Source organism: Amedibacillus sp. YH-ame6 (genome assembly GCF_053848845.1).
This window is the reverse complement of the sequence record NZ_JBSPEZ010000015.1, coordinates 1-13,176: the sequence shown is the minus strand read 5'-3', so window position 1 is coordinate 13,176 and position 13,176 is coordinate 1. Positions and strand designations below refer to the sequence as shown.

The window sequence follows — 13,176 nt, the reverse complement described above, 5'->3', positions numbered from 1 at the left end:
CTCACAATAATGTCAGGAGGTAAGAAAAATGAAAAAAGAAAAAAACACAAAAAAATGTCGTTTCGTAGCAGCTCGTCGTAACTCAGATGGAACATTGAGTGAGTTTAAAGACAACAACGGAAAAACCTACGATTACGAGCAAGCTCTAGAAGCAGTAGAAAGTGGCATGATTGAAAATGCTATTCCATTTACTGGACGTGATGGAGCTCGCCACATTCGTGGTATGAACGATGGAAACGAAAAAACAAACCTTAGCAAATTAAAAGAATTCTAATGGAATTCAAAAGAAAGAACATGTGATCAGCTCACATGTTCTTTTATTTCTTGTACTTCATATTGATACACAAGGCAATATTTTTTAATTTGTCGTAGTACATGATACAACACAAGGATCCCTAAGATACTATTGGAAAGTAAAATAATACCTCCCATCCACTTGATATTGGTAATCACTGGTTGTAAACTACCCGCTGATAAACTACAAAAGGCAAACCCACAACACGCAAGTACTTCTATCACCAAAATCAGTAAGCATATGGTAAAGCTTCGTTTTGTTTCTAATATCCCAAAACTAATTACTACCAACACAATACAAATCACATCCAAAACACCAAGGTTAGACACAATACACTCTATGATATTGGGAAGATGAAAAGAGGCAATCGATATAACGTCCACAATCATCCTTGATATAAATGTCCATTCTATATAAGGTTTTTCTAACAATTCATACAAAGAATCATACGTACTTAGAAAGGATAATTGTGCACCTAACAACAAATATGGAAGAATTAACAACAGAGCACTTAACAATGTGAGTACAAGTAGAAGATGGTAACGTTTTTCACGTGTATCCACAAATTTATCAAAATATGGGATCATACTTCTAGCCAGTCTTCCCCTTTGATAACTTCCACATCAGAAAGACCTGGATAATCTAGTTGCCGTAATACTTCATAAATGATGATGGCAGCACAATTGCTTAAGTTTAAGCTACGAGCATTTGCTACCATAGGCAAACGCATACAATGATCCAAATCATCTGCTAAGATAGATTTAGGAATTCCAGTACTCTCTTTTCCACATACAACATAAATATCACCATCACATGCGGAAAAATCCATTTGTGAAGGAGCTTTTTTCCCATAACGTGTCATATAGAAATAGTGTTCGCTAGGATTCTTTGATGTAAAATCTTCCCAATTTTCATATACTTGATAATCCAAATCTTTTACATAGTCCATACCCGCTCTGCGAAGATGTTGTTCATCCAATGAAAATCCTAGCGGTTTAATCAAATGCATTTTGGTATTGGTAGCCATACATGTACGCATCATATTTCCTGTATTCTGAGGAATTTCTGGTTCAAATAGTACTAAGTGAATCATATTATTTACCTTCTTTCATATACGCAACAAGTTGTGCGATTGCTCTTCCTCGATGCGATACTTCATTTTTTTGATCCTCACTAACGTTGGCTAGTGTTGTTTGAAATGGAGGATAATAGAAGATTGGATCATATCCAAACCCTTTACTACCTTCGATATGGTCATATACAAGTCCTTCTACAACTCCCTTGCAAACAAAATGAGTTCCATCTTCTTTCACATAGGCAATGGCACATATAAACTGACATCCTTTATCTTTTGCATCTTTACAAGTATCAATGATATATTGATTCTTTACATCATAAGAAGTATCCTTACCCATAAAACGCGCTGAATATACACCAGGTTCTCCATTCATTGCATTCACCGCAAGACCACTATCATCCGCAATGACTTCAATACCCAACAACTCATGGATAGCTTGTGCCTTGATAAGTGCATTCTCTTCAAAGGTAGTTCCCGTTTCTTCAATATCAATTTCTTCTTCTAAATCAAGAAGACTTTTCACATGATAACCTAATGGACGTAACATGGCTTGAAACTCTTCTACTTTATGTGCGTTACTTGTCGCTAACATAATTTCTTTCATCTTATAATATCTCCTTTATCATGGATAGTTTATCATCGATAAACCACTGTCTTGGTAAACTCTGTTCTTTATTATACAACACAAGTTGAAATCCGCAAGTATCCAAATATGCAATGTCCACAACTCCATAACGAAACAATGTATTTTGATCTCCAACCCCTTGTTCAATCATAAATCTTAATATTTCTTTCTTCTTCTCAAGAGATACACTTCCCTTTGTAAAACGATGTGGTTTCTGTTTAAAACGTGGATAATAATAAGTCAACAAAAGTGCATCTACAACTTGTTCATCTACGTGCTTTAAAACTTCATAAAAACATTGAAATAAAGCATATGGTTGATATGGTCTAGGAAGTTTATCATACTCTTCTCCAAGCTTCATAAATAAACAAAAAGCACTATCGTACCATCCCTCTTTTAAAATCACCGCAATCATCCTTCGACAAACGCCACTGTTCCAAAACTTTTCTACTGCCTCTCCACAAGTATGTATACGACGCATTTCATCCTCTGTTAACCAATAGGTACTCGTCACATCATAAGGGGCTTGCATATGAAATGAAAATGCATGTTCTTCTCTTTGTGTTCGAAGTAAAGTTCCCTTTAGTAATTTCAAAATACCCAACTGTAACTCACTTGCTTGTAAAGAAAACAATTGATCAAAAGAAGCATGAAAACTATCATAATTCTCAAAAGGAAGACCTGCAATCAAATCCACGTGCATGGTACAATTCGCATCGCGTAATTGTGCAATGACTTCTTGAAGTCGTTCATTATTTTGAATTCGTCCTACAGAAGATAACGTCTTCTTATTAAAGGATTGTACACCAATCTCAAAACGAAATCTTTTCTTATCTGCCTCATTCACAAAAAAATCCAACAAATCTGGACTCAACGTTTCCGCAACAATTTCAAATTGGAAGATTTGATGAACACAATGTTCATTCATATAACGAGCAATTTGTAATGCTCGTTTAGGATCTGCATTAAAAGTACGATCTAAAAGCTTTACTTGTCGCACATCACTTTTTTCAATTTTCCTTAATAACTTCATCACATATTCCAAAGAAAACATACGTACATCACGATCAGCAGAACTTAAACAGTATGTACATCCATATGGACACCCTCTGCTTGTTTCTAGATACAAATAGCGATTTCCCATATCCATATGATCCATCTCTAAGAAATATGGGTCCTCTTGTTGTTCTAGATAGGACAATGCAGTTTTTCGATATTCTTTGTTAGGAAATGCTTTCGTATACATTCCACGCACTTCATAAGGCATATCTTCATCCAACATGGAAACATATTCCCAAACACTTTGTTCTCCTTCTCCAATACTAATCGCATCGACCCCTTTATCCACTAAATCGTATGATTCATAACTTACTTCTGGTCCCCCGATGATAATATGTAACTTTGAATCTCTCTTTTTTAAAGATTCAATGATTTCCAAAGTCAAATCAATATTCCAAATATAACAGCTAAAACAAACTACTTGATATTGCCCATTAAGTATTTCATCTACAATTCTAGAAACCTGATCTTTAATGGTATACTCTTTTAAAGTTACATTGGATGTATCTGGACAACAGGTATAAATCCAACGCAAGGCTAAGTTTTTATGTATATATTTTGCATTACACGTTGTTAATAATGTTTTTCTCACAAGTTCACCTTCTTATTCTTTAATATTTTACCAAATTTATAGGAAATATGCTATGATAGAAACGGTGATTACATGAATATACATACGTTTATGGATAATCTTTTTTATAATCCAGATATAAAAATCGAAGATATGAAAAAAGGTCTGACAAATCAGAACTTTTCTTTAGATATAAATGGAGAGCGTTTCGTTCTTCGTACGCCTCGTTATGATAGCGAAAACATTGTCCATCGTCATCATGAAACGTTGGCACTAGAAGCAATCAAAGACGAAGATATCGATGTGGAAACAATCTATTATGATGAAGACAGTGGCTATAAAGTTACTCGTTATATAGAAAATGCATTGGATTATGCACAATATCAAGGCGAAGATAAAATAGAGCGTACAGCATTGCTTATGAAGAAGTTTCATTCCATCAACAAAAAAATCAACATAGCGTTTGATCCAAAGAAACGTTATGAACACTATCGTAGTTTTGTGACTTCCCCACTCTATCAGCTAACTTCATATGAAGATATATTTCAACACATCCAAGAAAACAGTGAACATATATGCTTATGTCATAATGATTGGGTAGAAGGAAACATTCTATTTGATAAAGAAAAAACTTATCTCATTGATTATGAATATGCCGCAGATAATGATCCTTTATTTGATGTGATGTCTTTTATTACAGAGAATCAGATTGTTGATGAAACATTAAGAGAGCGATTCTATCGGGTCTACTTTGATGAAATCACTCCTGAAATACGAAGAGAATTGTTCATATGGGAAAATGTCCATAATTTATTATGGTGCATGTGGGCAATGATGATGTGGGAACATCGTCATGAGGATATTTATCAAAGTATCGCAAAAGATAAATACGAAGCATTACAACATAGTTATCAAGCATGGATTCAATGGAATAAATAATAGCATGGAAGAATGTCTCGAACGTTCTTCCTTTTTTAGTATACAAAACGTCATCCTACTCCATGAATAGAATGACGTTTTTATGTACTATTTAACGAACAGAGTCGCCTTCTTGAATGCGATAAATTTCTGGCATCTTTGGTTTTGTCTTACCTTCAATGATGGCAAATATAGTTGCACATACATATTCTGCATATGCGTTATAATCAAACGCAAGACTTGTCAGAGTTGGGGACATCACACGTGTAATCGCATGTCCTCCAAAGCTCATAACGGAAGTATTTTGAGGGACTGCGATATGATATTCTTTTAAATACTTATTCAATGGAATTGCCATTTCATCACGTTCTAATAAAAGAACATCAATTTTTTCTTCAAACACTTCTTTTAATTTCTCATATATATCCAAGTAACTTCCATCGCACATTCTCGTTGCGAAATCCAATGGTTGTTTCTTTTCATGATATACTTTTTTGATTCCTTCGTAATGTTCAGAGGATAAAGTTTCATCCGCCCCAAGGTAACGTACTACAAGATGACGCATCTTCATCAAGTATTCACCTAATACTTCTCCAGCTTCTACTTCGTTTACCGCAAGTGATGTAATATCCGATTTTCTTTGATTCAAGAATACACAAACGATATTGGCCTCTTTTAATTGTTTTGCCAAACTAGAAGGATTTGCACAACTTTCAATGATGACCGCATGCACTTGTTGTTTGATCATAGCTTCTACATATCTTTCTTCTAAAGGAGCATTTCCTTCTCCTACATAGACAGAAAACAAACAATGACTTTCATGACTTACTTCTTGAATCGCTTTAATCATTTTTCTTGATCTGGGATTTGTTACATCCTTGGTAAGGATACCAAAAACATAATCTTTCTTTTCACGAATGATTGGCTCTTTTACTTTTGGTGCTCTTGGCAATTTCTTCTTTTCTACTACTTTTTCAGTTTTCAAAGGCAGTTCTGTTGCTTTTTTAGAAGTTTTTGCATGAGTTCCTGTTGAAATTTTATCTTTTACTTTTGATAATGTAGCACTAGATTTCTCAATAGAACCTTTCAACTTTCCAGGGATATCCGCTTTTGAAACATTCTTTTTGATAGATTCACCAGAACTTGCTAGTTTGGCTTTTGTTCCTTCCATCATTTCTCCTGTCTTCTTTACGGCTCCTTTTAGTTTCTTTGAAAAATCTTCTTTCGCTGATGTTTTATCTTTCGTTTTTTCTTCGATGATTTCTTTTACATCTTCCACCACTTCTTTTGTTTCCACTTCAATATCTTCAATGGCACATTCTAATTTTTCAAGAGCTTCTTTGATTTTTCTTTCAATATCTGCTCGTACTTTTTCATTGTTCAAAAAGCGTTTTACACTTGTCGTAGATACACTTGCCGTTTTTGCTAATTCTGTAATGGTAATTTTCTTCATAGTAATCCCTCACAATTCGTCATGTTCATTTTATACTATTTTGTGGTATTTTTAAAGTTATTTAAGTATTCTTTATCTCCATTGTGTTCCATAAGTCCTTCTAATATACGTGTTACTCCATGTTCCACATTAGATGCCGTTATATAATTTGCTTTTTCCTTGATACAATCAATTGCATTCTCTACTGCAAATCCATAATGGAATGTTTCAATCATATTCAAATCATTTAAGCTATCCCCAAAGACAACCACTTCATCCATGGCGATACCATGCATTTCGCAATAGTTTTTTAAGGCAAGTCCTTTTTGCGCTTTATGATATGTAATCTCCACATTATCTGCGACTGAATTTGTAACATCTATACCCGCTATGCAAGATAGTGCTTCACGTACTTCTTTTTGAATTTGCGCGGTTGTTGAAAATAGTTCAATCTTATAAACAATAGGTTTACTTTGTAAATAAGCATCTACATCATCTACAATAACATCAAACTTCGCAAAGTTTCCTTTTTCCATAATATTTCTTGCTTCTTCTTCTGTAAAATTATTACGCATTAGATGTGCAAGGGCTACTTTTTCTCCACGTTTTGCATCCGTCGTGATAATACCCTTTTTCCCATACATATGAAAACATACATCTTTTTCTATCAACATTGTCATCACTTGTGACAAAATATCTTGTGGAATTGGAATTTCTTGAACCATTTCTCTTTCTTCATTTAAAATGACGGCTCCATTTAAACATATATATTCGCAAGTAATTCCAAATTGTTCTACTAGATCCTTTGCATTTGTCCAATTTCTTCCTGTCGCAATCATGAACTGAAATCCTCTTTTTTGAAACTCTATGATGATTTTTGAGTCATGTTCATCTAATTCATGTGTTGCATTAAACAATGTTCCATCTAAATCACTAACTGCTAATTTTATCATTTTACTTACCTCACATTTTAAACATACCACATTATTTTAACATTCCAAGTCATTTATGCCTAGTTAATCTTTCCTGAATTCTTATAAACGAAGATTTTAAATACTACATTACATAAAAAAACTGATCAAATATGACCAGTTATTTTGTACAATCATGACTTCCGCAGTTATATTCACCTTCATGATGGTGATTACACATACCACTTGGATCATCTTTCAAACTACCATCAAGGATGCTTAAAATAATGTCTTTTATGTTTCCTTTCGCTCCAGATATCAAAGCGATATTGGAAGCTGTCAGGGCATCTCTTGCGCCTTGTCCAATACCTCCACATACTAAGACATCCACTTGATACTCTTTTAAGAACCCAACAAGAGCACCATGTCCTTTTCCATCCGTAGGAATTATGTTTTCTTGTGCTACTCCATCAATGACATCTACCATCATAAATGATGGTGTCTTTCCGAAGTGTTGAAAAACTTGGTTGTTTTCAAATGTAATCGCATATTTCATAGTTTGTTACTCTCCATAATACGCATCATCTAATGTGATTTTGAATTGTGCTAGGAAGGCTGTGATATCTTCTTTTACAGTGTTGGCTTTTACAAACTTGATGTTTTGACGTGCCCAAGTTTTTTGTGCAATCTGTGCACTTGGTACCCCTAGTTTTTCAACGGTTGCTTTTTCTACAGCCTTTGTAACAGAAGTATCATCTCCAATCGCTGTTTCATTCGCAAACTTTTTCGCAGTTTCTAAGTATGTTGCTACTTTTTCTTCACTGCCTTTTTTCACAAATAAAGCTGCCTGTGGATATCCTTCTTTTGTTGTATTGTTTTTTGCTTTATATTCTTTTTGTAAATCTTTTAGTACTTTTAGTTCCATGCCTTTTTCTTTTGCTTTCGCAATGGTTGCGGTTGCAGCAGGTTCTGCCAACAAACCAACATTCGCTTTTCCTGATAACAACTGTGCTTGTACATCATTCACAGAATTAAAGTATGTGATGGATGGTGTAATTGTTGTTAAATCCAAACTATTCATCAATACTTTCTGTGGTACAGCAGCTTCTCCGAATGCAGCAAATACGCCTTCTGTAGTAAGTGCACTTTCATCCGTTCCTATTACATACAGATTTCCCCATGTTACTACGCTATCTAAAACATATTCACTTTTTCCAGTAGAAATCAATTTTGAACCAAGATTAATTGGCGCAATGATGATATCATATCCATCTTTCTTATTGAATTCTGCAGATAAGGTGTCACTACCATCAACGGTGTCAATGGTAACGTTTTTATCTTCATATAAACCTAATAAAGATAAAGAAGTAGCTCCCATAGGAACGATGGCTTTGATTGGCTCTTCTTTTTTTGTTTCTGTAGTAGAGCAAGCCACCATAGTAAATGCAAGTGTTGATACAAGTAAAGCTTTTAGTAATTTCATAGACGTTTCTCCTTCACTTCCTCAGACAATATCGCAAGAAATTCCTCTACAGTCACTGTCTGTGATTCTTTGCTTTGTGCGCGACGAATGGTTACAGTACCTTGTTCTTGTTCACCATCTCCGATTACAAGCTGATAAGGAATTTTTGCAAGCTGAGCTTCGCGTATACGATACCCTAATTTTTCATTTCTTGCATCTAATTTGCTTCTATATCCATTCGCTAAAATTAGCGCATTGATTTTTTCTGCATATTCCACATGTTTTTCGTGGTGTACTGGAACGACCATGACTTGTTGAGGAGCCAACCATGTTGGGAAGTGTCCTGCATAATGTTCAATCAAGATACCGATGAAACGTTCAATAGAACCAAAGATAACACGATGTAACATAACTGGACGTACCTTTGTACCATCACTTTCTACATATGTTAAATCAAATCGTTCTGGAAGGTTCATATCCAATTGAATTGTTCCACATTGCCATTCTCTTCCTAATGAATCTTTGATATGGAAATCTAGTTTAGGACCATAGAATGCTCCATCTCCTGGATTTACCTTATATGTTTTACCCGCATGTTCACATGCTGCTGCTAAAGCTGCTTCACTCTTTTCCCAGATTTCTAAATCTCCAATATATTTCTTTTCTGGTCTAGTTGATAACTCAATACGATATGTTAATCCAAAGATTGCATATACACGATCAATAAATTGAATCAAAGACATTACTTCTTCTTCAATTTGTTGAGGACGCATAAAGATATGAGCATCATCTTGTGTAAATGTACGTACACGGAACAAGCCATTTAAAGCCCCACTAGCCTCGTGACGATGTACTTGGCCTAATTCCCCTACTCTTAGAGGTAAATCCTTGTAAGAGTGTAAACCAGCCTTATATGCTAACAATGCACCTGGACAGTTCATAGGTTTAATCGCAAAATCACGATCATCTACTTTAGTTGTATACATATTTTCCTGATAATTATCCCAGTGACCACTTACTTCCCATAATTCTCTACTCATCATAATTGGAGTTTTAATAAACTGATAGTTTTCTTTTGTATGTTCTTCATACCAGAAGTTTTCCAATTGATTACGGATAATCATTCCATTTGGTAAGAAAAATGGCATTCCTGGAGCATATTCACTCATTGTAAAGATATCAAGTTCTCTACCAAGTTTTTTATGATCACGTTTCTTTGCTTCTTCTAATAAATTTAAATGTTCTTCCAATTCTTCTGCAGTTGGAAAACAAACTCCATAAATACGTTGTAAAACTTTATTGTCACTGTCACCTTTCCAATATGCTCCAGAATGTTTCAACAGTTTAAAGTTCTTCAACTCTTTTACTGTTTCCACATGAGGTCCTCTACATAAATCAATGAATTCCCCTTGTTGGTAACAAGTAATTGTGCCATCTTCCAAACCACTGATCAAATCGATTTTATACAAATCGTCTTTGAACATTTCTAATGCTTCTTCTTTGCTTATTTCTTTGCGAGTGATGCGTTTTCCATCTTTCGCAATCTTCTTCATTTCTTTTTCGATTTTAGGCAAATCATCATCTTTGATTACTTCATCTCCTAAATCAATATCGTAATAAAACCCTTCACTTACTACAGGCCCAACCCAAAATAACGCATTTGGATATAAACGTTTTACAGCCTGTGCCATCATATGAGCACAAGAATGGTTTAATACACTTAACTCTGCATGTTCTTTAATGTCGATCATCATCGTATCCTCCTTGACATATAAAAAAGACTGACACTCAAAGGACGTCAGTCTTATACGCGGTACCACCTTTGTTCATATTCAAACGAATATGCCCTCTTACCTTTAACGCTAGTTACGCGGCACACCTTTTCAGGGGCAACTCCAAGGGAGTAAACATATCGTTTTATCAAAGAACTTTCACCAACCGTTCTTCTCTCTACATCAAAACCATACATCCATGTCCTTATCTTTGTATTTATATGCTTATTTTATACAACATTCTATTGCTAATGTCAATCCTAACGAACTATTTCTTACATATCGTCAATTTTTTTCCATTTATTTCCTTTCTATAATCTCGTAATGAAATACTGTAATTCGTATCATTTTCTAAAGATAGTTATGCTAGAATACAGGCATGTGTTTGCAGCACAAGAAAGGGGTGTATTATGAGAAGAACTTATGGATATGTCCGGGTATCAAGTCAAGATCAAAATGAGGCCAGACAATATATTGAACTTATTGAACAAGGGATTCCGAAAAATTGTATTTATATGGATAAATTAAGCGGAAAAGATTTCAATCGTCCTGCGTATCATAAACTCGTATATAAGAAATTAAAACCTGGTGATCTTCTTGTTATTAAGAGTATCGATCGTTTAGGAAGAAATTATAATGAAATCCTGCTGGAATGGAAATTCATCACAAAAGAGAAAAACGTAGATATCAAAATTATTGACATGCCTTTACTAGATACCGATCAGAAAAAGGATTTAATAGGTACTTTGATTGGTGACATTGTACTTCAGTTGCTCTCTTTTGTCGCAGAGAATGAACGTGTAAACATACGACAACGGCAAGCTGAAGGAATACGAGCCGCAAAATTAAGAGGAGTTCGTTTTGGTAGACCAAAACTAGAATTACCAAAAGAATTCGAAGAAATCATGTTTCTGTGGGAAAAAGGAGAATTACTTAGCAAAGAAGCGATTGCTATTTCAGGATTAAAATATTCTACTTTCTACAAAAAAGCAAAAGAGCATAAGCAGAGAAAAAGCGGTTCATAAACCGCTTTTTTTACCAGCTTCCGCCGCCTCCGCCACCGAAGCCTCCACCAGAGAAACCTCCGCCGCCAAAGCCTCCACCACCAAAGCTTCCTCCACCAATCCCCTTGCCTCCAGTAGGCGTAGGAATATGAGAGGCTGCAGTAGAAATACTATGGAAACAATAATGGAAATGATTCCACCATAATACTGTTGTAAATAAATTGCCATTATACCCCACATACCAATCAGGAGCAATCACCGCAATACTTTCAAACTTCTTCACCCATGTATCAGAAATACCCAATACATATGCGTATGGAAGGATGTTATAAAAGGCAGTTGGATTTTCTTTCACAAGTAATTCCAAACGATCCTTTTCACAGTTCAAGATAAAATCTTTCAATCCAAGAATCTGTCCTAACCATTTATTCCCTTGAGGAGTACGCTTGTCCATAAACATCATAATGATGATCAACAATACACTTACAATACTACTCATCACAATTCCAATCCAAGATACTTCACAAATATATTGCATGAATATATTAACTCCGATAAGAATAGCATTTAACACAAGGCATCCTACACTTGATAATAAGAAGACAGAGTTTTTCATAGAATAACGTAAACGCATAATAAATATCCATGGAATACAACTCACTCCCAATAAAACAGAAGGTATTAAATATACAAAATAAATCTGGAATAACCCATAGATTTCTCTTGCGGCCAAAGTAACTGATAATAAACCTGGCAACATAATAAAGAAAATCATGATTATTTGTAGAACGATTGAATTGTTGTTATAAATACGACGTTTCTTACTAGAGTGGAAATAATTCGTTAACATTGATTTTGAAGATTGTAACGCTTCTCCTACTTTCAAACCAGTCATTTCACTTTCACTAACGATTGTATTTTTCTTAAAAATAGCATCAAAGAATTTACGTTCATAAGCTTTGCTGTTTTCTTTATCCATTTCTTTTAATTTCTCTAATTTAAAGCTTCCTTCAACATCATGTATCTTCAGGAACCCACGATTTGCCCAATCAATAACCAAAGAAATCATGTCCTTGTTTTGTGCAGTATCATCTATGATATAGCCAACCTCCGCACTATTCAAACCATCTGGTGCTTTAAATTCAACAGTCACAATAATTTCATCATCTTTACCAAACTTCATAAACAACAAGAACGCAAGCAACAAAATAACCCCGGCAACAATTGCACAGATTACGGTGTAATCTTTCATTTCAGGAAATGTAAAATAATCTGTTCCTAGGTTTACTCGAATAGTCGCAAACTCATTATTATAAAGTGGGTTTGTAATGGATCCACGTATCGTTGTACCATCAACCTCATAGCTTAACGTATCTCCATTTTCTCCATAAGCTCCAGTAGAAGTGAAAACTTCATTTTTATCGAATTCTTTGGGCATACGAATTTCATAGCTAAAATCTTTTACTTGTGTATCAAAATTACCAATCAAATTCCAATACAATGTTTGTGCTTTATTATCTAATCTTAAATCTCTAGTTTGAATGGTATAGGAAATCGTATAATCCTGTTTCCCTATGATAGTAACATCTCCATCTCCAAGTTTTACAATTACAGAGTCCTTATTCCCTTCTATCTCGCAAGTAGTAGAACACTCGATATTAGAAACAGGAAAGAAGTAATTCATCGTCTTAACTTCTCCACCTTCAGAAAACTGCATGCGATAAGTATTGGGAATGTTGCGATAAAACCCATGTCGATAATCCGTAAAATCCATCTGATAGGTTTCTACTATATCAATAGATCCATCTTCATGAACATCCATGACAATGTTTGCTTGATCAATAATGAATGCCTCTTGAGCAGATACAGGTAGTATGGAAAACAAACACAATCCCAACGAGACAAGTAAACAACGTATAATTTTCTTCATAATTTCCTCCATTCCTCCGCGCTTCGCACGCGGGCACAAATATTTTATGAAACTACTACAATTCCAAGTGCTGTTATGCTACCATATAAGAGAGGTAGTATACTACAGAGCACGTGGAG

The 13,176-nt window shown here is 34.8% G+C and carries 13 protein-coding genes and 1 other annotated feature; of the genes, 3 read left to right on the top strand and 10 right to left on the bottom strand.

Going from position 1 to position 13,176, the window contains the following annotated elements; genetic code table 11:
* Window positions 1-28 precede the first annotated feature (28 nt).
* The gene (locus tag ACWG0P_RS10355) at window positions 29-274 is read left to right on the top strand and encodes a DUF3892 domain-containing protein (RefSeq protein ID WP_455791538.1); all 246 of its coding nucleotides are present in this window, start codon (window positions 29-31) and stop codon (window positions 272-274) included.
* Window positions 275-300: 26 nt separating this feature from the next.
* On the opposite strand, the gene ACWG0P_RS10350 is transcribed toward ACWG0P_RS10355, so the two are convergent.
* The 4 genes from ACWG0P_RS10350 to ACWG0P_RS10335 are packed head-to-tail and all read right to left on the bottom strand — an operon-like array spanning window position 301 to window position 3,649.
* Entirely contained in the window at window positions 301-882 is a 582-nt protein-coding gene (locus ACWG0P_RS10350) for a hypothetical protein (protein WP_455801656.1), read from the bottom strand.
* Window positions 879-1,388: a tRNA (cytidine(34)-2'-O)-methyltransferase gene (locus ACWG0P_RS10345; RefSeq protein WP_455801655.1), complete on the bottom strand. Its 510-nt coding sequence runs from the start codon at window positions 1,386-1,388 to the stop codon at window positions 879-881. The genes ACWG0P_RS10350 and ACWG0P_RS10345 overlap by 4 nt, the downstream gene beginning before the upstream one ends.
* 1 nt (window position 1,389) lies before the next feature.
* Window positions 1,390-1,977, bottom strand: a complete 588-nt coding sequence (gene rdgB / locus ACWG0P_RS10340; RefSeq protein ID WP_455801654.1) for an RdgB/HAM1 family non-canonical purine NTP pyrophosphatase — start codon at window positions 1,975-1,977, stop codon at window positions 1,390-1,392.
* 1 nt (window position 1,978) lies between these two features.
* Window positions 1,979-3,649, bottom strand: a complete 1,671-nt coding sequence (locus ACWG0P_RS10335; protein WP_455801653.1) for a DUF4080 domain-containing protein — start codon at window positions 3,647-3,649, stop codon at window positions 1,979-1,981.
* Window positions 3,650-3,721: 72 nt separating this feature from the next.
* Here ACWG0P_RS10335 and ACWG0P_RS10330 point away from each other — a divergent pair, with 72 nt between their 5' ends.
* Window positions 3,722-4,567, top strand: coding sequence for a phosphotransferase (locus tag ACWG0P_RS10330; protein ID WP_455801652.1), 846 nt, complete (start codon window positions 3,722-3,724; stop codon window positions 4,565-4,567).
* 91 nt (window positions 4,568-4,658) lie between these two features.
* On the opposite strand, the gene ACWG0P_RS10325 is transcribed toward ACWG0P_RS10330, so the two are convergent.
* From ACWG0P_RS10325 to thrS, 5 genes are all read right to left on the bottom strand, one after another.
* Window positions 4,659-5,999, bottom strand: coding sequence for a substrate-binding domain-containing protein (locus ACWG0P_RS10325; protein ID WP_455791550.1), 1,341 nt, complete (start codon window positions 5,997-5,999; stop codon window positions 4,659-4,661).
* A gap of 35 nt (window positions 6,000-6,034) precedes the next feature.
* Entirely contained in the window at window positions 6,035-6,931 is an 897-nt protein-coding gene (locus tag ACWG0P_RS10320) for an HAD family hydrolase (protein WP_455801651.1), read from the bottom strand.
* Window positions 6,932-7,070: 139 nt separating this feature from the next.
* Window positions 7,071-7,445, bottom strand: coding sequence for a NifB/NifX family molybdenum-iron cluster-binding protein (locus ACWG0P_RS10315; protein WP_455801650.1), 375 nt, complete (start codon window positions 7,443-7,445; stop codon window positions 7,071-7,073).
* A 6-nt stretch (window positions 7,446-7,451) separates the two neighbouring features.
* On the bottom strand, window positions 7,452-8,372 hold the full coding sequence (locus tag ACWG0P_RS10310) for a hypothetical protein (RefSeq protein WP_455801649.1): 921 nt from the start codon (window positions 8,370-8,372) through the stop codon (window positions 7,452-7,454).
* Window positions 8,369-10,102 carry a threonine--tRNA ligase gene (gene thrS, locus ACWG0P_RS10305; protein WP_455801711.1) on the bottom strand — a complete coding sequence of 578 codons (1,734 nt, stop codon included), beginning with the start codon at window positions 10,100-10,102 and terminating at the stop codon, window positions 8,369-8,371. The genes ACWG0P_RS10310 and thrS overlap by 4 nt, the downstream gene beginning before the upstream one ends.
* A 37-nt stretch (window positions 10,103-10,139) precedes the next feature.
* Window positions 10,140-10,344: a binding site (T-box leader), on the bottom strand.
* Window positions 10,345-10,533: 189 nt separating this feature from the next.
* Between thrS and ACWG0P_RS10300 the strand changes: the two genes are divergently transcribed.
* Entirely contained in the window at window positions 10,534-11,148 is a 615-nt protein-coding gene (locus ACWG0P_RS10300; protein ID WP_455801648.1) for a recombinase family protein, read from the top strand.
* Between the two features lie 10 nt (window positions 11,149-11,158).
* Here the strand turns inward: ACWG0P_RS10300 and ACWG0P_RS10295 are convergent, their stop codons facing one another.
* Window positions 11,159-13,057, bottom strand: a complete 1,899-nt coding sequence (locus tag ACWG0P_RS10295) for a DUF2207 domain-containing protein (RefSeq protein ID WP_455801647.1) — start codon at window positions 13,055-13,057, stop codon at window positions 11,159-11,161.
* Window positions 13,058-13,176 lie beyond the last annotated feature (119 nt).